Annotated in this window: 16 protein-coding genes, 4 pseudogenes and 1 other annotated feature; of the genes and pseudogenes, 17 read left to right on the plus strand and 3 right to left on the minus strand. The window is 38.7% G+C overall.

The window, feature by feature from the left end; all coding sequences use genetic code 11:
- The first annotated feature begins 18 nt into the window (after positions 1–18).
- Positions 19–96, plus strand: a sequence feature (ribosomal protein L21 leader region).
- A 14-nt stretch (positions 97–110) separates the two neighbouring features.
- From rplU to pheA, 11 genes and pseudogenes are all read left to right on the plus strand, one after another.
- Complete coding sequence (gene rplU / locus ACEWFJ_RS06490; RefSeq protein WP_020059958.1) at positions 111–419, plus strand: 50S ribosomal protein L21; 309 nt, start codon at positions 111–113, stop codon at positions 417–419.
- An 11-nt stretch (positions 420–430) separates the two neighbouring features.
- Positions 431–775, plus strand: coding sequence for a ribosomal-processing cysteine protease Prp (locus ACEWFJ_RS06495; protein ID WP_429706335.1), 345 nt, complete (start codon positions 431–433; stop codon positions 773–775).
- A gap of 3 nt (positions 776–778) precedes the next feature.
- The gene (gene rpmA, locus ACEWFJ_RS06500; RefSeq protein WP_017150650.1) at positions 779–1,069 is read left to right on the plus strand and encodes a 50S ribosomal protein L27; all 291 of its coding nucleotides are present in this window, start codon (positions 779–781) and stop codon (positions 1,067–1,069) included.
- A 65-nt stretch (positions 1,070–1,134) separates the two neighbouring features.
- On the plus strand, positions 1,135–1,683 hold the full coding sequence (locus tag ACEWFJ_RS06505; RefSeq protein ID WP_473691139.1) for a Spo0B C-terminal domain-containing protein: 549 nt from the start codon (positions 1,135–1,137) through the stop codon (positions 1,681–1,683).
- Positions 1,683–2,969: a GTPase ObgE gene (gene obgE, locus ACEWFJ_RS06510; RefSeq protein ID WP_473691141.1), complete on the plus strand. Its 1,287-nt coding sequence runs from the start codon at positions 1,683–1,685 to the stop codon at positions 2,967–2,969. The genes ACEWFJ_RS06505 and obgE overlap by 1 nt, the downstream gene beginning before the upstream one ends.
- Positions 2,970–3,117: 148 nt before the next feature.
- Positions 3,118–3,825 carry a winged helix-turn-helix domain-containing protein gene (locus tag ACEWFJ_RS06515; protein WP_473691143.1) on the plus strand — a complete coding sequence of 236 codons (708 nt, stop codon included), beginning with the start codon at positions 3,118–3,120 and terminating at the stop codon, positions 3,823–3,825.
- Positions 3,815–4,898, plus strand: a pseudogene (locus ACEWFJ_RS06520) (sensor histidine kinase). Before ACEWFJ_RS06515 ends, ACEWFJ_RS06520 begins: the two are co-directional and overlap by 11 nt.
- 92 nt (positions 4,899–4,990) lie before the next feature.
- Entirely contained in the window at positions 4,991–5,767 is a 777-nt protein-coding gene (locus tag ACEWFJ_RS06525; protein ID WP_473691145.1) for an ABC transporter ATP-binding protein, read from the plus strand.
- Positions 5,742–7,650: pseudogene (locus tag ACEWFJ_RS06530) on the plus strand (FtsX-like permease family protein). Before ACEWFJ_RS06525 ends, ACEWFJ_RS06530 begins: the two are co-directional and overlap by 26 nt.
- A 48-nt stretch (positions 7,651–7,698) precedes the next feature.
- Positions 7,699–9,610: pseudogene (locus tag ACEWFJ_RS06535) on the plus strand (ABC transporter permease).
- Between the two features lie 96 nt (positions 9,611–9,706).
- Positions 9,707–10,561 carry a prephenate dehydratase gene (gene pheA, locus ACEWFJ_RS06540; RefSeq protein WP_473691147.1) on the plus strand — a complete coding sequence of 285 codons (855 nt, stop codon included), beginning with the start codon at positions 9,707–9,709 and terminating at the stop codon, positions 10,559–10,561.
- A gap of 31 nt (positions 10,562–10,592) precedes the next feature.
- Here pheA and ACEWFJ_RS06545 read toward each other — a convergent pair whose 3' ends face one another.
- The 3 genes from ACEWFJ_RS06545 to ACEWFJ_RS06555 all read right to left on the minus strand — a co-directional run bounded on the left by ACEWFJ_RS06545 (position 10,593) and on the right by ACEWFJ_RS06555 (position 13,015).
- On the minus strand, positions 10,593–11,240 hold the full coding sequence (locus ACEWFJ_RS06545) for an MOSC domain-containing protein (protein WP_473691149.1): 648 nt from the start codon (positions 11,238–11,240) through the stop codon (positions 10,593–10,595).
- A gap of 90 nt (positions 11,241–11,330) precedes the next feature.
- The gene (locus tag ACEWFJ_RS06550) at positions 11,331–11,876 is read right to left on the minus strand and encodes a transcription repressor NadR (RefSeq protein WP_098305044.1); all 546 of its coding nucleotides are present in this window, start codon (positions 11,874–11,876) and stop codon (positions 11,331–11,333) included.
- Positions 11,873–13,015 (minus strand): IscS subfamily cysteine desulfurase, encoded by a 1,143-nt coding sequence (locus ACEWFJ_RS06555; RefSeq protein WP_473691151.1) that lies wholly within the window; start codon positions 13,013–13,015, stop codon positions 11,873–11,875. Before ACEWFJ_RS06555 ends, ACEWFJ_RS06550 begins: the two co-directional genes overlap by 4 nt.
- Positions 13,016–13,151: 136 nt before the next feature.
- Here ACEWFJ_RS06555 and nadB point away from each other — a divergent pair, with 136 nt between their 5' ends.
- The 6 genes and pseudogenes from nadB (at position 13,152) to ACEWFJ_RS06585 (ending at position 20,352) form a co-directional block, all read left to right on the plus strand.
- Positions 13,152–14,678 (plus strand): L-aspartate oxidase, encoded by a 1,527-nt coding sequence (gene nadB, locus ACEWFJ_RS06560; protein WP_473691153.1) that lies wholly within the window; start codon positions 13,152–13,154, stop codon positions 14,676–14,678.
- Between the two features lie 21 nt (positions 14,679–14,699).
- The gene (gene nadC / locus ACEWFJ_RS06565) at positions 14,700–15,533 is read left to right on the plus strand and encodes a carboxylating nicotinate-nucleotide diphosphorylase (RefSeq protein WP_473691155.1); all 834 of its coding nucleotides are present in this window, start codon (positions 14,700–14,702) and stop codon (positions 15,531–15,533) included.
- A gap of 30 nt (positions 15,534–15,563) precedes the next feature.
- Complete coding sequence (gene nadA / locus ACEWFJ_RS06570) at positions 15,564–16,670, plus strand: quinolinate synthase NadA (RefSeq protein ID WP_473691157.1); 1,107 nt, start codon at positions 15,564–15,566, stop codon at positions 16,668–16,670.
- Between the two features lie 279 nt (positions 16,671–16,949).
- Positions 16,950–17,831 (plus strand): annotated as a pseudogene (gene safA / locus ACEWFJ_RS06575) (SafA/ExsA family spore coat assembly protein); the annotation flags it as partial.
- Positions 17,832–19,365: 1,534 nt separating this feature from the next.
- The gene (locus tag ACEWFJ_RS06580; RefSeq protein WP_473691159.1) at positions 19,366–20,073 is read left to right on the plus strand and encodes a YhcN/YlaJ family sporulation lipoprotein; all 708 of its coding nucleotides are present in this window, start codon (positions 19,366–19,368) and stop codon (positions 20,071–20,073) included.
- A 90-nt stretch (positions 20,074–20,163) separates the two neighbouring features.
- The gene (locus tag ACEWFJ_RS06585) at positions 20,164–20,352 is read left to right on the plus strand and encodes a hypothetical protein (RefSeq protein ID WP_473691161.1); all 189 of its coding nucleotides are present in this window, start codon (positions 20,164–20,166) and stop codon (positions 20,350–20,352) included.
- Positions 20,353–20,418: the final 66 nt, after the last annotated feature.

The following is a 20,418-nucleotide window of genomic DNA, read 5'->3' on the forward strand; positions in this document are numbered from 1 at the left end:
TTATAGCACCTAAACGGCTATATGCTACAACCGCACAGGACAGGTTACAAAATGACATTGTATGTCTACCTCGTTTTGGCGAGTCTTAGTAATTATGAGGAGGTGCAATTATGTACGCAATTATCGAAACAGGTGGAAAACAAATTAAAGTTGAAGCTGGTCAAGCAATCTACGTAGAGAAATTAGACGTAGAAGCTGGTGAAACTGTTACTTTTGACAAAGTTCTTTTCGTTGGTGGCGAAACTGTTAAAGTTGGTAGCCCAGTTGTAGAAGGTGCAACGGTTACTGCGAAAGTTGAAAAACAAGGTCGCGCTAAGAAAATCATCGTTTTCAAATACAAAGCGAAAAAGAACAATCGTAAAAAACAAGGTCATCGTCAACCATACACGAAATTAGTGATTGAAGCAATCAACGCTTAATTCGGGTTGTCATGATTAAAATTACGATTAATCGCACGGAATTAGGAAGTATCCAATCATTTAAAATGACCGGACACGCTAATTTTGCGCCGCATGGACAAGATCTTGTCTGCGCTGGAACAACGGCGGTTGTGTTTGGTGTAATAAATGCTGTGGAATCACTTTGTAATGTGCAAGCAACCATTGAACTTGGAAAAGATGGCGGATTCTTGACGTATGAATTGCCTAGTAATCTAGATGATTCTACAAGAGAAAAAGCATGTTTTCTGTTAGAGGGCATGGTTGTTTCGCTAAAAACGATCGAACTTGATTACGGAAAATATATCCGATTAATAGAAAAAGTGCAGGAGGTGTAACGTATGTTAAGATTAGATCTTCAGTTTTTCGCATCTAAGAAAGGTGTGGGTAGTACAAAGAACGGTCGTGACTCTCAGTCAAAACGTCTTGGTGCTAAACGCGCAGATGGTCAAATGGTTTCAGGTGGTTCAATTCTTTACCGTCAACGCGGTACAAAAATTTATCCAGGTGTTAACGTTGGTCGTGGTGGCGATGACACATTATACGCGAAAGTTGACGGCGTAGTACGCTTCGAGCGTCTTGGCCGTGACCGCAAACAAGTGAGCGTATATCCTGTTGCTCAAGAAGCATAAGAAACTCACGGAAAGCTCTAACCTGGGTGCAGGTTAGAGTTTTTCTATATTAAAGGGGTATATGGATGAAGGAAAAATGGACAATTATAGATGCGCTGCGTCACTCGAGACATGATTGGCTCAATCGTATGCAGATGATTAAAGGAAATCTTTCGCTTGGAAGAGTGGAAGAAATTCATGAGCTCATCAATCGTTTTGTCCAAGAAGCGAGACAAGAATCGAATCTGATGGGGCTTTCTATGCCCAAGTTTTCAGAATGGATTTTAACATATAATTGGAAACAGCACCCGTGCTTGTTGGAGTACGAAGTATTAGGGAAGATACATAACTTATCATATTTAGATGAGATAATTTCTGTATGGACGGCTCAATTTTTCCAAATGCTTGAGCATAGTTTAGACGTTTATGTTGAAAATTATGTTTGTATCACAGTCGAATGCAGCGATGAGGATGCTCGTTTCTTTTTTGATTTTCGTGGCAAGCTAACAGATGTACAAGAGATACAAGAATGGCTTGCGAATCAGCATAATAAATGGTTTTCCATTTCTTATACAGTGCGAGAGGAAGAAATCTCGGTTATATTACAACTACTAGAAAAAAGTGTGGTGAGATAATGTTTGTAGATCAGGTCAAGATATATGTAAAAGGCGGCGACGGTGGAAACGGAATGGTTGCATATCGTCGTGAGAAATATGTTCCAAAAGGTGGCCCAGCAGGCGGTGATGGTGGTAAAGGTGCCGATGTTGTTTTCGTTGTAGACGAAGGATTACGTACATTAATGGATTTCCGCTATCAGCGTCATTTTAAAGCAGATCGCGGTCAACATGGAATGAGTAAAAACCAACATGGCCGTAAAGCGGATGATTTAATTGTAAAGGTTCCGCCGGGAACAGTTGTAAAAGATGAAGCTACTGGTCAAATTCTTGCGGATTTAGTAACGCATGAGCAATCAGCAGTTATCGCACGCGGTGGACGCGGTGGACGTGGTAACTCACGTTTTGCGACGCCAACGAACCCAGCTCCAGAAATCGCTGAGAACGGGGAGCCAGGTCAAGAGCGCGAGGTAGTACTAGAATTGAAAGTGTTAGCTGATGTTGGACTTGTTGGTTTCCCAAGTGTTGGTAAATCAACATTATTATCCGTTGTATCATCAGCACGCCCGAAAATTGCCGAATATCACTTTACAACAATTGTTCCAAACCTTGGAGTAGTTGAAACAGGTGATGGACGCAGCTTCGTTATGGCAGACCTTCCAGGATTGATTGAAGGTGCACACGAAGGTGTTGGACTTGGACACCAATTTTTACGTCATATTGAGCGTACACGCGTTATTGTTCATGTGATTGATATGTCTGGTTTAGAAGGACGCGATCCATATGAGGATTACGTAACGATTAATAACGAGCTAAAAGAATACAATCTGCGTCTAACAGAGCGTCCACAAGTTGTTGTTACGAACAAAATGGATATGCCAGATGCAGAAGAAAATTTACAAGCGTTCAAAGAAAAAGTGGGCGATGAGGTTAAAATTTTCCCAATTTCTGCGGTAACGCGTCAAGGTGTTCGTGATTTACTATTTGAAGTAGCAAATCTAATAGAAACAACACCAGAATTCCCAGTGCATGAAGTTGTAAATGAATCAGATGCAAGTGTAATGTACAAATTTGAGGCTGAAGGTTCTAAATTTGAAATTACACGTGAAAGCGATGGTACATTTGTCATTTCTGGTTATGACATTGAGAAAACATTCAAGATGACAGACTTTAGTCGTGATGAATCAGTGCGCAGATTCGCTCGTCAAATGCGCGGTATGGGTATTGATGAAGCACTTCGCGCGCGTGGTGCAAAAGATGGCGATATTGTAAAAATTCTTGAATATGAATTTGAATTTATCGACTAAAGACTGCCGAAATACGGCAGTCTTTTTTATTTACCGAAGTAAAAATATCTCCTCTAATGGAAATTTACCCTTATAATGGAAAATGGGTAGATGTAAGGCACTTAGTAATTGTGCCTTCATGTACTTTTAAAAGGGAGTGGGGAATTGTATGTATAAAATATTAATTGTAGAAGATGATCTGAAAATTTCTGATATTTTAGAAGGACATCTAGAGAAATACGGTTATCAGTCAGTTCGCGTGCAAGATTTTCGTCATATAAAAGATGAATTTGCAAAAGTGAACCCTCATTTAGTTTTACTTGATATTAATTTACCATACTTTGACGGCTTTTATTGGTGCCGTCAAATTCGTACTATTTCCAATGCGCCGATTATTTTTGTTTCTGCACGTACGGGAGAAATGGATCAAGTGATGGCAATTGAAAATGGCGGAGATGATTACATTACGAAACCATTTCATTTAGATATTGTCATGGCAAAGGTAAAAAGTGCACTGCGCCGTGTGTACGGTGAATATGCTTCATCGACAGAAAGTGATTATTTTGGAGTCAGTGGGTTACTTTTATTTCCAGCACAGCATATGGCAGAGTGGCAAGGAAAGCAAGTGGAGCTTACAAAAAATGAATATTATTTATTAGAATGCTTAATGAAGCAAGCGGATCAATATGTAACGAGAGAAGAATTATTAGAGGCGTTATGGGATGAAATTGCTTTTGTTGATGATAATACTTTAACTGTAAATGTAAAGCGTGTTCGTAAAAAGTTAGAGGAGATTGGCATTGTAGATGCAATTGTTACGAAACGGGGCTATGGATATGCGCTCCTAACGAACTGGGTGAATGAACATGAATCTTAAAAAGTATGTGATGGACCGTGCAGCATTGCTTGTTTCTTACATCATGAGTGTGGTTCTATTTGGTCTTGTCTTGCAGCTGCAAGCTTCTTTGCAAAAACAATCTATAAATTGGACTACTTGGCTATATGGATTTTTATTATCAATCGTCGTTTTTGCTTTCTTTCTTATGTATGATTACCGGAAAAGACAAGCTTTCTTGCAAAAGGTAGAGCATTACATTGCAGAGGGACACGAGCTGCATCATTCTTTATCGATTAGTTCGTCATATTCATACGAACAAGAAGCGATTGTGGAAGCCTTTTCTCTTTTGAGACAACAATATATGAATGAAGTGCATGAACAACAGGCAAAAGGAGAGCAGCAAACGATCTTTATGAACCAGTGGATTCATCAAATGAAAACGCCGGTATCTGTCATTGAATTATTGCTGCAAAAGCTTGGACAAACGCACCGCGAAGCTAAGAGATACGATTGAAAGTATTCGTGAAGAAAATAATCGTATTTTACAGGGGTTAGATTTAGCACTTCATATGGCACGCCTTGAGCAGTTTGGGAAAGATTATAAAATAGAAGAAGTCAATGTGGTGGACATTGTTCGTGATAGTATTAACCAGCATAAAAAAACCTTTATTCAGTATTCTGTATATCCGAAAGTCATGTTTGATAAAGAGCAGTATATGGTAGCTTCGGACCAAAAGTGGCTCAGTATTGCAATTAATCAAATTGTGATGAACGCACTGAAGTATACAAGAATTACAGAAAAAGAGAAAAAGGAGATTACATTTCAGATAGAAGAAACAGAAAGTGTCATTACATTACATATTTGTGATAGCGGAATAGGGATTCCAAAACAAGATATAAAGCGAATTTTCGAGCCGTTTTTTACAGGGGTCAATGGACGGAAAACAAGAGAAGCGACAGGTATGGGATTATATATTACAAAGCAAATTTGTGATCATCTTAGCCACGGAATTTCTGTGCAGTCGATAGAGGGTGAGGGGACAACATTTACGTTCCAGTTCTCGAAAGATAAAGGATATCATCAAATGATGAGAAAAATGACAAAATTGTAAGATAACAAACCGTTTTGTAAGGAAATCACTCGTTACTTTCCCTCGTTTTTTCTATAGTAAAAGTAAGAAGAAAGTACATAGGGGGATGTAAAATGAGTGTTCTTGAAGTAAAAGGTTTAACAAAAGTATATCAATCAAAAGGTTCGGTAACGACGACAGCACTAAATAATATTAACTTTAAAATTGAAGAAGGTGAATTTGTCGGCATTATGGGGCCATCAGGAAGCGGGAAAACAACGCTTCTAAACTTACTAGCAACCATTGATAAGCCAACATCTGGTCATGTCTATATGAACGGTGAAGAAATAAGTCAAATGCGTGCTGCTAAGCTTGCAGCGTTTCGCCGTACACACTTAGGATTCATCTTCCAAGATTTTAACTTGCTTGATACGCTATCAATTAAGGAAAATATCATTTTGCCGCTTGTGATGGCAAACCGTCCTGTGAAAGAAATTGATGCGAAAGTATTAGAGATTGCAAAATTTCTAAATATCGAAGAAATTTTACATAAAAAGGTGTATGAAGTATCAGGCGGTCAGCAACAACGTGCAGCAGCGGCCCGAGCTATTATTCATCAACCAACTTTAATTTTAGCCGATGAACCAACAGGGAATTTAGACTCCAAATCAGCAAAATCGTTAATGGGTGCTCTGCAAGAACTTCATGAAGAGAAGCAAGTGACGATTGCGATGGTAACGCATGATCCTGTCGCTGCAAGCTATTGCGAACGTATTTTGTTCATTCGTGACGGCGAAATCTTTTCAGAGATTCATAAAGGCGAAACAAAGCAAGCCTTTTTCCAAGAAATATTAGATGTACTTGCGATGTTAGGAGGAGAGCACCATGAGCTTTCGGCAGCTCGCGTTTAATAATGTCAAAAGTAATTGGCGGAATTATAAAGCGTTTTTAATTAGTAGCTGTTTATCGATTATTGTGTTCTTTATGTATGCTTCGTTTATTTATCATCCTGATGTGGTAGGCGGTAACATTAGTCAGAAAATGCGTGTAGAAAAAGGGTTAGAAGCATCGAATTATATTGTTGTTATTTTTTCAGCCCTATTCATTTTATATTCAAACTCTATCTTTTTACGGGCTCGAAAAAAGAATTAGGATTATTAACATTAATGGGTGCAACAAAAGGGCAATTAGGAAGAATGATTATACTAGAGCAAATGATACTAGGATGCATTTCCCTTGTCATTGGTATTGCTCTTGGTATGCTCGGCTTACCGCTTTTTTAAAGCCGTAAGTGTTGCGGTGGGAATTGAAACATCATTGCCATTTGTATGGAATGGAAAAGCGATTACGATTACAGCTAGTGTGTATCTCGTTCTCTTTTTCGTATTATCACTACTAGGGTTATGGACGATATGGAGATTACAAATTGTTGATTTAATCCGGGATGCGAGAAAACAAAGAGTGGAGCCGTTTTCTTTCACATGGCTATTCTTAGCTGGTTTACTATGTATTATTGTCGCTTACGTTCTTTGTTTCCGCGTAACGTTCATGAATTTTATTACATACTTCTTACCAATTGTCGGGTTAACAATTGTCGGAACATACTTTTTATTCACACAAGGAAGTGTTGTTTTGCTAAAAGCGCTGCAAAAAAGAAAGTCGCTTTTTTATCAGCAGCCAAACTTGTTTGTATTAAGTAATTTAATTTACAAAATGAAAGATAATGCTCGTTTTCTATTTGTCATCTCGATTATTACAGCAGTTGTGGCGTCAGCGTTAGGTACGCTATATGTTTTTTGAAGATATGACCAATAAAGTGGTTTCACAACATCCGCATGCGGTTGCGTATACCGAAAAAGGCATTGGATCGAACGAAATCATTGATGAGAAAAATGTACAAGCATTGTTGCAGAAGCATGGATTTGAAGATGCGCGAAAAGCTACGCTTGAGATCGTACCAGGGAAAATGAAAATAAATATGATGGACCAAGAGCGAGAATTTGACTTATCGATCATATCTGAAAAAGAGTTTAATAAAGAAGCAAAGGCGCAAAAGAAGGAAGAAATCCATAATGCGACTGGAACTGGCACCCTTGTTATAGAAGGGATGATAAATGACTTTATACAAGTAGGTCCGAATAAACCGTTTGAATTCACGGTTCAAAATCAACCGCAAAGCATCAAATTAAATCAACTTTATACAGAAAATGTATTTAATGAGATTGGCTTTTTAGTATTGAATGAGAAAGATTATGCAAAGTACGCGAGTTTCGTTCCAAATGAAGAGAAAGAGAAATATTACGGATATGGAATCGATAATTGGAAGGCAACAGAGGGGCTTGCGACAGATATGAAAAATCAAATTGCTCCGGAAAAACAAAGAGCGTTTTCGAATGCTAGTTTAATATATAAAGAAGTAAAAGAAAATGCTTCAATCACCATGTTTATTGGCTTTTTTGTAACAATACTGTTTTTCTTTTTCGCTTGCAGTATGACGTACTTTAAATGGTTTAATGATAAAGAACAGGACCGTATCCAGTTTAATTCATTAAAAAGAATCGGGATGACAGATAAAGAAATTCGTACAATTGCAGTGCGACAAATGGGGGCAATCTTCTTTATTCCGATTTTGATAGGTGTTCTGCACAGTGGGTTTGCATTATATACGTTAGGGAACATGTTGTATTTAGACTTATGGAAGTCAGGAGCAGTTATTATTACAGCATACGTACTAGCATCAGCATTATATTTTGCAATTGCACAAAGAGGGTATTTGAAGCATGTAAAAAGCTAGGAGTTCCTAGCTTTTTACGTATGTAAGGGGTTTTAGAGGGGTGGAAAGGTGAGGTTTTACCAACTTACTTTTCAAAATGTTAGAGGAATTGGCACAACTATAAAATATTTTTCTTAAGCAGTTGTTTTTCTGTTTTTGCCTTTTTTATGTATACATCTATTATTTTGCATCCTGACATGAGAACGGATAATCTGTACGAGGGGATACAGTCAGGCCTCATTGTTTGCGATGTGATTGTAATTGCTTTTTCCATCATATTCATTCTTTATTCTAGTTCGATCTTTATACAATCTCGAAAAAAAGAATTTGGGCTATTTATATTAATGGGAGCTACGAAAGCAAATGTCATATGTATAATGATGATGGAGCAAATGGCAGTTGGGCTCATTGCAAGCTTTGCCGGAATTGGGATTGGTTTGTTATTTTTAAAGCTATTTTTTATGATTTTTAGTTTATTGCTTAATATGTCGAATCAATTATCGTTTATTTTTAGTCTAAAAGCTGTTGTTATAACGATTATCGCATACAGTACTATGTTTCTTTTTTTATCAATTTTTAGTGCACTGCGTATATGGAAAATCGAAATTATTCATTTATTAAAGGAAATTCAGGAAGGAAAGAAGGAAGCGAAAAGTAAGAATTGGCTTTGGTGGTTCGGTTTCGTCTGTATAGGAATTGGCTATGGGTTAACAATAAAAGTGACGATGATGAATATTGCTTTGTATTTTATACCTGTTTCCATTTTAACGACAATCGGTACGTATTTTGTATGTACACATGGTACGATTCAAGTATTACAAGGGATTAAAAGTAGAAAGAGTGTGATGTATCAATATCCATATTTATTCGTTGTCAATCAGTTGTTACATACAGTAAAAGATAATCGACGTTTTTTCTTTATTTTATCTATGTTAACAACGATAGTAGTAACAGCTACAGGCTCTGTCTATTTATTTTTTTCAAGTATGAAAGAACAATTTCGTTACAATCAGCCTCATGCATTCTCATATGTTGAAAAAGGAATTGGTTCTAAGGAAGTAATGGAGAAAGAAACGGTTGAAAATCTGTTCCATAAGCACGGTGTCAATGATTTTCGCTATGTAACGTTTATTGGAATCCCGGTAACATTTCAGTTAGATTCTGATAAAGAGTCTTATGCAACTGTGATCAGCGAAGACGAGTATAATAGAGAAGCAAAAGGCAGTCGAAGCCGCAGGTGCATCCGAAAGAAGGAACCGTAACATTTATTTATTATGGTAATTATGATGTTCCGCCTCGGCATCATAAGAAATATATAAATTTTAAAGTGTTAGAAGAAACATATCAATTTGCATATAACGGAGCATATGAAGGAAATGTATTTAATGCGGATAGTAGTCAGCGCAGTGGTCGATTTCTCGTTATGCATAATCAAGATTTTCAAAAGCTTTCTCGTCAAGTTCCTGACCATGAAAAATATGTATATAGCGGATATGAATTAAGAGATTGGGAGAATACAGAAAGATTAGGCGAAGAATTACAAGCTCACATTTCAAAAAGCATGGAAGGGATAACGCGCAATAATATGCTCATATATAAGACGACGAAAGACGGAGGGAATCTCGTATTATTTATCGGTTCATTCATTAGTGTACTCTTTTTTCTCGCGTCCTGTAGCACCGTTTATTTTAAATGGTTTCATAATATTGAATATGACCGCATGCAATATCAAGCTCTTTTAAAAATAGGGATGACAAAGCAAGAAATATATAAGATTTCACGTTGGCAACTAGGGATTCTATTCTTTTTCCCTGTTTTATTAGGAAGCATACATAGTGCAGTTGCCTTGCATACGTACTACGTTGCCTTTTTTATATCTAAATCATTAGGGCTCGTTTTAGAGGTCATTGCAGTTTATCTCATCGCGTGTATACTCTATTTCTTCTTTGCGCAAAGAGAATATATGAAACATATAGGCTAGCTCTTGTTAGTCTTTTTGTTTTAATATTCAAAAAATGAGTAGAAGAATAGGAGGGTTTATGGTATAACAGTAAGAAAACGAAAAAGAGGGGACGAGATGACGATTCGAGTTGGCTATTTAGGACCAGAAGCAACATTTACAAATATGGCGGTGAGTCGCTTCTTTCCTGAGGCTGAACATGTACCATATCGAACAATTCCAGATTGTATAGATGCAGCGGCCAATGATGTTGTAGACTTTGCCGTTGTACCGCTTGAAAATGCGATTGAAGGCTCAGTGAATATTACGATTGATTATCTTGTGCATGAGCAAACATTGCCGATTGTTGGAGAAATTACAGTGCCTGTCCAGCAACATTTGCTCGTTCATCCGCAGTACGCACAAGTATGGCAAGACGTATATGCGGTACATTCTCATCCGCATGCGATTGCGCAGTGTCATAAGTTTTTGAATCAAGAGTTAAAAGGTGTGACGGTGCGTGATATGACATCAACGAGTGCTGCCGCGCAGTTTGTGATGGAGCATCCGGAAGAAAAAATTGCTGCAATTGCAAATGAGGCAGCGGCTGAAAAATATGGATTATCCATTGTACAGCGTGATATTCATACGCATAAAAATAATCATACGCGTTTTCTTGTATTGCATAAGAATGAACAAGTGGAATTGCCGAGAAATGGAGAGCGACGCGGAAAGAAAACAACGCTTATGGTAACGTTACCTTCAGATTATGCAGGTGCATTATATCAAGTGTTATCCGCATTTGCGTGGAGAAAATTAAACCTTTCCAAAATTGAGTCTCGTCCGATGAAAACAGGGCTTGGCAATTATTTTTTCTTAATTGATGTGGAGAAAGAGTATGATGATGTCCTGCTTCCGGGAGTAAGAATGGAGTTAGAAGCACTTGGCTTTTCGGTTACGTTACTTGGGAGTTATTCTTCTTATTGGGTATAAAAAAATCCCGTTGCATATGCAATGGGATTTTTTATGTTAATTTTGCGAGTCGTGCTGTTAATGATTTTCGCCAATCTTCTGCGAGTTCGGGAACCGCGATAATCTTTTCCATGCTCTCTACATCTTTTTGTCCTCGGAAATAGACTTCGTTTGCAAATAGAATAGAAACTTGGTATGGATGACGTTCTAGTAATGTAATTTGTGAATCTTTTCGAACCGTTCCTTCTTGCAAAACGCGGCATAAATATCCTGTATAGCCAGTTTCGACAATGCGAGGTAAAATACCAGGAATGCCGAGTCTTTTCGGAATTGTACTACATGGGATTCTTCCTTGCGTTACTTGAATAATTGCATCTCCAAGCTGATAGATGTCCCCAATATAAACATCTTGTTCCAACATATTTGTAACTGTTATATTTTCTCCGAATGCAGATGTAGGAAGTGATGTATGAAACTCGTTTTCCCACAGCTCATAATGTTCATAAGGATAGACACAAGCGGCACGATCGGGCCCTCCGTGAAAACGTAAGTCCGCAACACCGTCTCCTCTAAATCCATCTTTTGATAAAAAAGCATCCTCAACAAGCCGTTTACATATGCCGGTTGTCATTTCTTTTTCTTCTGCATATTGGATTGTTTTTGGTTTTCCGATGCTAAAGTGAATGAGTTCGATTCCCATATATTCTCTCCTTTCCCATCATTTTTTTCTATTGTAGCATGGATAAAAACAAAAAAATGCACAGAGATAGTAAAATTCTCTGTGCGTCTTTTAATAAACAAGAAATCCAGCTCTGTCTAACGCTTCACAAGCTGCATTTAATTTTTCAATAGAATCTGCCTCAATTGTGTGCAAATGAATTCCATCTGTAAGTTGAGATAAATAAGTCGCTTTTGTTTCTTCGATCTTTTTTAAATATTGTTCAAGTTCAAATCGGTTACTTACCAGAATCAAGGCAGTTAAATCTCCGTACACTGGATGTTCAACTTTTACATCTTTAATTGTAACTCCATGGTCAACGAGTATCGTAAGCTCTTGGCGCACTTGTGATGGCTCATGCTGAGAAACGATAGTGCGTTCGAATGTAGTATGTTGTTTTTCTGACGGTTTTAAATATAAATATCCTTGTGCCGTTGCTATAATGGGTTCGTTTCGTGCTTTTAATAAAGAAATATCTTGTACGATAACCTGACGGCTTACGTTTGTTTTCTTTGCTAATTCACTGCCGGATAACGGTTTACTTGCAGCGAGGAGCCATTGTAAAATGAGCTGTCTTCTTTCCTCACCTAAAATCTTTTTTTGTTCATTTTGATTCATTTCCTATTAACCCCTCTATTAAATTGATTTCCAATTGCTATAAGTGCATGAATTGTTGCATCAATATGTTCTGTTGTTGTTTGATGTCCGAATGAAAAGCGGACATATTGCTTCGCTTCGTCATGTTTTTTTCCAATCGCAAGCATCGTTTTAGAAGGCTCCTGTTTCCCGATTTGACAAGCGCTTCCTGTTGAAATCGCAATACCGCGGCGATTGCACTCTAGCATTGTATACTGTCCTTCTATTCCTTTTATTGTAACCCCAATGATATGTGGTAAACAAGAAGTAGAATGGCCTTCAACTTGTATTTCGTGTGAAATGGCTTGTAATTGCTGAATAAAGTATGCTCGTAATTCTTGTAAACGAGTTACTTCCAGTTGTTGATTCTTTAACATGTGCTGCGCTGCGGTAATAAACGAAGCGATGCCAGGAACATTCACGGTGCCGGGGCGAAATCCTTTTTCATGAGAGGTGCCAGGAAACACTTGCCCCCAACGAACTTGTGGATTTATATAGCATGCTCCCACCCCTTTCGGGCCGTAAATTTTATGAGCAGAAACAGAGAGACTATCAATGTTCATCTTAGTTACATCGATTGGTATTTTCCCAAATGTTTGCACGCAATCTGTATGAAATAAGACGTTATGTTTTTTGAGAATGGCTCCAATTTCAGCAATTGGTTGCAGCGTTCCAATTTCAGAGTTTCCATGTTGTATGCTGGCAAGCACAGTGTGTTCGGTAATAGAACGCTCGAGTGCATCAAGTTGAATCATGCCACAGCTATCCACAGGGATTTCGGTAATTTCATAGCCTTGCTCTTGAAGAAGGTGAAAGTAATTTCGGATAGATGCATGTTCCATAGGTGTTGTAATGATATGCTTGCCGTTTCGAGCATTTAGTAATGATTGAAGCGCAAGATAGTTGGACTCTGATCCACCGCTCGTAAAAAAGATGCCTTGTTCTTTCCCGCTAATCATAGCAGCAAATGCTTGGCGGCAAGACTGTAATAAAGAGGAGGCGGTACCGCCAATATCATGTAAGCTTTGTTCATTTCCAAAATAATGTTCAGCGGCTTTTGTGTACGTCTCTAGCGCTTCTTTACTCATAGGTGTTGTTGCAGCATAATCCATATATATCATAGAGCATAGCCCTTTCTTTATAAGATTTTCTTTTCGTTTTTATCGTCATTTTATAAAAAGCTCTTGTCATTATTTTAAATATATGTAAATATAGGTGTCAAGACAGTTGAAAAGTGTAAAGTAGGGGGCAATGAAAATGCCAAATGCAGATGTCTTAATTATCGGAAGCGGGGTTGCGGCGCTGCGCGTTGCGCAAACAATTTGTCACGAAAAGAATGTGATGATTATCACAAAGAAAACGAGACGGAATAACAATACAAATTTAGCGCAAGGCGGGATTGCGGCAGCAGTTGCTTCATACGATCATCCAGATGATCATTATAAAGATACGCTTACAGCAGGATGTCATTATAACAATCCGGAAGCTGTTCGTTATTTAGTAGAGCAAGGGCCGAGAGAAATGAAAACTTTATTAGATAACGGTATGCGCTTTGACGGTGATGAACGAGGATTACACCTTGGAAAAGAAGGTGCGCATCGAAAACGACGTATTTTACATGCTGGCGGAGATGCGACCGGGAAAAATTTGCTAGAGCATCTTGCAGAGCAAGTACTTCCATATGTGACGGTTGTTGAACAAGAAATGGTTTTGGATTTCATGATAGAAAATCAAACTTGTCACGGTGTTGTTACACGTGATAGTGAAGGGAATATACAAAAGTATTACGCACAGTGTGTTGTGCTGGCAACAGGCGGTATTGGCGGAGTATATGCGTTTACTTCTAATGATCGTACTGTTACGGGTGATGGGTTAGCGATGGTATATAGAGCTGGGGGAGAGCTTGTTGATTTAGAATTTGTACAGTTTCATCCAACGATGTTATATGTAAATGAGGATTGTTGCGGTCTTGTGTCAGAAGCAGTGCGTGGAGAAGGAGCTATTCTTCGAAACGCAAAAGGAGAGCGGTTTATGACGCGTATTCATGAACAACAAGACCTTGCACCGCGTGATGTGGTCGCGCGTGCCATTCATGAACAAATGTTAGCTGGTGAAACGGTGTATGTAGATATCTCATCTATTTCAAATTTTGAAGAACGTTTTCCAACCGTTTCTTTTTTATGTAAAAAGAATGGCGTTAACATCAAAAATAAGTATATTCCAGTTGTACCAGGCGCTCATTTTCATATGGGTGGTGTAAAAACAAATTGTAATGGGGAAACATCAATTCATCGTTTATATGCAGTGGGAGAAGTCGCGTGTAATGGTGTACATGGTGCGAACCGCCTTGCGAGTAATTCGTTATTAGAAGGCCTTGTATTTGGAAAACGTGTAGGGGAACACATTTTAGCAAATATCGGGTCACAAATAGTGACTAGCCACGTAATGATACAAGGCGATTTACAACATATGCAGTTACCGCAAAAAGAAGAAATACAAGAGATGATGATGAAATATGTTGGCATTGTCCGTACAGAAGAAGGCTTATTGTATGCGAAGCAATGGCTGGAGCAGTATGAAATATATAACAAGCCGCTCTCATATGAAACCCTTACAAATGAGGATATAACGATTATCAATATGTTAACTGTTTGTCAGTTACTAACAAAAGCTGCAATGCAAAGAAAAGAGAGTATTGGCGGTCATTATCGCAGTGATTTTCCAAAGCGTAGTAATGAGGTGCACGAAATTGTAATGAGAAAGAAAAAGTTACAATTAGCATAGCGAAGGGAAAAGAGGGGTTCTATGAATACATTAAAAGTAAAAGAGGCATTGAAACAATTTTTTCTAGAAGATATCGGGGAGCGAGATGTAACATCGCAGCTTATCTTTCCAAATGACTTGCAAGCGCGGGGAACGTTCCTAGTAAAGGATACGGGTGTTTTTGCAGGGACCGATGTAATTAAGGAAGGTTTTACATTATTAGATAATCGAATTGAGGTTACACTCCATGCAAAAGACGGAGATATGGTAGAAAACGGAGATATCCTTGCCACTGTACAAGGACCGATTGCTTCTTTATTAACAGCTGAGCGTGTTGTGTTAAATGTTATTCAGCGCATGAGCGGTGTAGCGACGATGACAAGAAAAGCAGTTACTGCACTAGGAAGCGATCATACACGCATTTGTGATACGAGAAAAACAATGCCAGGACTTCGTATGTTTGATAAATATGCTGTTGTATGCGGCGGCGGTTATAATCATCGCTTTGGATTATATGATGGTGTCATGATTAAAGATAATCATATTGCGTTCGCTGGTTCGATTACAAAAGCGGTAACAGCAGTGAAAGAGCAACTTGGACATATGGTGAAAGTAGAAGTAGAGACAGAAACGAAAGAACAAGTGTTAGAAGCAGTTGCTGCCGGGGCGGACATTATTATGTTTGATAATCGTATGCCAGAAGAAGTACGTGAATACTGTAAGCTTGTCCCAAGTGCGATTGTTACGGAAGCTTCTGGTGGAATTACGATTGAAAATTTAGCAGAGTATGGTCAAACAGGTGTAGATTACATTTCGTTAGGATTATTAACTCATTCTGTTAAAGCATTAGATATTAGTTTCAATATTGAAGTGTGATTGTGAGAAGGGAAGAGGGGGACTTCACAGATGAGTATTTTAGAAACAGTGCAACCGATTGAAACAATGTTACCAGAGCGTTATCAAACAATGTCAATTAAAGAAATGGAAGCGCGTGTACGTGAGATTAAAGAAAAGTTAGGGAAAAAGCTTTTCATTCCGGGGCATCATTATCAAAAAGATGAGGTCGTTCAATTTTCAGATTCAACGGGAGATTCCCTGCAGCTTGCGCAAGTAGCAGCGCGCAATAAAGAAGCAAAATATATTGTGTTTTGCGGTGTTCATTTTATGGCGGAAACAGCTGATATGTTAACAACAGATGAACAAATTGTCATTCTTCCTGATATGCGAGCTGGTTGTTCCATGGCCGATATGGCTGATATCGAACAAACAGAGCGAGCTTGGAAAGAATTGCAGCAATTATTCGGAGATACAATGCTTCCGTTAACATATGTAAACTCAACTGCTGCAATCAAAGCGTTTTGCGGCCGAAATGGCGGCGCGACAGTTACATCTTCTAATGCGAAAGAGATGGTGAAATGGGCGTTTACACAAAAAGAACGTATTTTATTCTTACCAGATCAACATTTAGGACGTAATACAGCGTATGACCTCGGTGTACCATTAGAAAAAATGGCTGTTTGGGATCCGCACACAGATTCATTAGAATATGATGGGAATATGGAAGACGTTCAGGTTATTTTATGGAAAGGGCATTGTTCCGTCCATCAAAATTTCACTGTGAAGAATATTGAAAGTGTAAGAAAAAATCATCCAGATATGAATATTATTGTTCACCCAGAATGCTGTTATGAAGTTGTTGCAGCTTCTGATTATGCAGGTTCAACAAAATATATTATTGATATGATTGAAAAAGCTCCGTCTGGAAGTAAGTGGGCAATCGGTACAGAAATGAACTTAGTCAATCGTATTATTCAGCAGCACCCAGATAAAGAGATTATTTCGTTAAATCCATTCATGTGCCCGTGCTTAACGATGAATCGCATTGATTTACCACATTTACTATGGGCACTTGAAGCAATCGAGCGCGGCGAGCATGTAAATGTAATTCAAGTAGATAAAAAAATAACAGAAGAAGCGGTACTTGCGCTAAACAGAATGTTAGAGCGAGCATAGAAGCAACGGATTTCCGTTGCTTTTTCTTTTGTACATAATTCTTCTTTCATGAGCATACATTGTGTTGAAGCAATCATTGTGTTAATATCCGTTTTTATCCCGCATTAACGGACAGTAAGACCCCCACCTTAAGATTCAGAGAAAAGTGAAGAAGATAGGTGGGGATAACTGTCCGTAAAAGCCTGATTGGTTCAACTAACCGTCAGTGGGGGATGAAGAAAACCTCCACTGATGGAAGTTTCACTTTATTATAGATAAGTTATACAGGAGGGGGAAAATTTGAAAATTCATATCGTGCAAAAAGGGGATACCCTTTGGAAAATTGCGAAAAAGTACGGGGTGGATTTTGAAGCATTAAAAAACGCGAATACACAGCTCAGTAATCCAGACTTAATTATGCCGGGCATGAAAATTAAAGTACCATCTAACAGTGTTCCGATTAAAAAAATCCAGGTGCTGGTTCAGTCCCTCCAAAAGAATATGTAAAAGAAGTGCAGCAAAAAGAATTTCCAGTTGCGCCTAAACCTCTTGGTATAGAAGAAGAGGAGGAGGCCGTTCAACAAGCTGGACCAATTACAGAAAAACCAGCAGCGCAAAAACCGCAGAAGGAAATGCAATTGAAACCACAAAAAGAAGTTCAAAAGGAGCAGCCTATACAAAAAGAGAAACCAGTAGAAAAACTACCTGTTGTTGAGAAGCAACCCGTTGTTAGCAAAGTAGAAAAACAAAAAGAGAGCACAAAATTTTCCGTGAACATTTTACCACAGCCACCGCAACCGCCAGTAAAAGCGAAAAAGATTATAAAATTGCAGATATTATAAAAAAGGTAACGATTTAATTTCTCCGCAAGTAAATAAAATGAAGGGAAGTAATGTTGTCGCACCAGAAGTGAAGAAAGAAAATGTAAGTAATGTCGTCGCACCGGAAGTGAAAAAAGAAAATGTAAGCAATATCATCGCGCCGGAAGTGAAGAAAGAAAATGTAAGTAATGTTGTCGCACCAGAAGTGAAGAAAGAAAATGTAAGTAATGTCGTCGCACCGGAAGTGAAAAAAGAAAATGTAAGCAATGTCGTCGCACCGCAGGTTACAAAAGAAATTCCACAAGTGCTTCCACCTAATGTTACGATGCCAATAATGGAGAATAGCCCAATACCAGGTGTTATGCCAATAATGGAAAATAGCCCAATACCAGATGTTATGCCAATGATGGAAAATAGCCCAATACCAAATGTTATGCCAATGATGGAAAGTAGCCACATACCAAACATGATGCCGATGATGGAAAGTAGCCACATGCCAAACATGATGCCGATGATGGAAAGTAGCCACATGCCAAACGTGATGCCGATGATGGAAAGTAGCCACATGCCAAACGTGATGCCGATGATGGAAAGTAGCCACATGCCAAACGTGATGCCGATGATGGAAAGTAGCCACATGCCAAACGTGATGCCGATGATGGAAAGTAGCCACATGCCAAACGTGATGCCGATGATGGAAAGTAGCCACATGCCAAACGTGATGCCGATGATGGAAAGTAGCCACATGCCAAACGTGATGCCGATGATGGAAAGTAGCCACATGCCAAATATGATGCCGATGATGGAAAGTAATCAAATGCCAAACGTGATGCCGATGATGGAAAGTAATCAAATGCCAAACATGATGCCGATGATGGAAAGCAATCAAATGCCAAACGTGATGCCAATGATGGAAAGCAATCAAATGCCAAACGTGATGCCGATGATGGAAAGTAGCCACATGCCAAATATGATGCCGATGATGGAAAGTAATCAAATGCCAAACGTGATGCCAATGATGGAAAGTAGCCATATGCCAAATGTGATGCCGATGATGGAAAATAATCAAATGCCACCATTTGCACCAATGCCGTATCCATATCAACCATCATACCCACAACAGATGCCATATCAATCACCATATCCACAGCAAATGATGCCAGGACCACATTATCAAATGCCATATCAACAAAATCCATACTACGGCATGCCAGCAATGCAAGGTATGCCGCCAATGCAAGGTATGCCGCCAATGCAGGGCATGCCACCATACGATATGCAATACACTTCTATGCCAAATCCAAATGTCGCGCCTATAACAATGGATAATAATGCACCGTCAATTGCGCCAATACAAGAGGATTGTGGTTGTGATGATGAACCTACATTGTATAGCCCGCAGCCAGGTATGCCATACTTCCCGCGTGAAACTTATCAGCAAAACCCATATATTCCGTATACACCGCAGCCGGGTACAATGTATTATCCATCAAATCCTCCTTCTGTATTTGGTACACCATATCCGGAAGAAGAGGAAAATTAAAAAGAGTGTCAGGGAGCCGTTCTTTTATAAAGAACGGCTTCTTTGTGAAAATCTGTGTGGAAATTCGGAAAAGATTAGATAATATAATAAAATAAGTACAAATGAATCCTGCTGAGAAAGAAAGTAGCAGAAATGGAACAAAAAATTGAAAAACTTGTTGAGTGGTTACAAACGAAAGTAAAAGCCTTATCATTGAGCGTCTTCATGCCCGCTCGGAGCATAAACGTCGTTTAGCAGCAGCACCTCCAAACTTTTAAGTAAAATACTGACAGTGTAAAAACCCCCTTTGCGACTCATGATAAGAAGGAGCTTTTCGAAAGAAAAGTTCATCCTAACAGAGGGGGTTTTCATATTGAACAAACAAATTAAACTTATTGCCGCTTCTTTGTTAGTTACCAGTGCTTTAGCTGCATGTGGTACGACTACAAATAAAAGTGCGATGGACCGTAATGCAACTTATAATTATCAGCGTACATCGTACGATAATACCTATCCGTCTAACAATAATGTAACGCGTACAGATCGTACCACAGATTATGTCACATACCGTAACAATGCAAAAACAGACCAGTATGGAAATGTAAAGTATTCCAATATTAACCAAAACGTTCATGATCGTCGTGATAACGTCGGGTACAATTATTACCGTGATGTAAATTATCACGGTCAAATAGCGAATCCATATCCAACTCGTAATGTGACGATGAACAACGCGCCTGCTAACGCTGATTCCAAAACAGCTGAAGCTGTTACCAATCGTGTAAAGGGTATGCCTAACGTGGAACGTGTTTCTACTGTTGTGCGTGGCAATGATGTTGTCATTGCAGTAAAATCTCGCAGTGGGACAGATGAAAAAGCATTAACAGATGACATTCGTAAAGCTGTTGCACCGCTTGTTAACAATCGAAATGTCTATGTAACGGCAAAAGAAGATATGTTTACTCGTGTTGACACGTTGAGCACAAGCCTTCGAAATGGGACAGTTACAAACAATTTAAATCGTGACGTAACGCAGCTGTTCCAAGACCTTCGTGCAAATGTAAATAATGTGGTGCGATAATGAAAAAGGGGAAGGGCTAGTCCTTTCCCCTTTTTTTATATGAAATATGAATATATCGCATTGGGAGCTTAAATATAAGAGCGCGTGATTTTGACCTTTTTTCTGTATGTTATAGTAAAAGCGGAAAAGGATATTCCTATTGGTCGACATAAAGTAAACGGAAATAGCAATTTCGTTGTGCGTAGCGCTGGTGGTGGAAATATTGGTGTAGATAGCTATGTATTCCAAGCCAACGATGACGATGTCATTCATTTCCTTCTTGCTTTCTTACATGATTAATGTTATATTAACAAAGCGATGAGCTAATTTACGTAAGACGAGAGATATGCTTAAGTGCTAAACACG

Source organism: Bacillus sp. EA-CB0995, assembly GCF_055814245.1.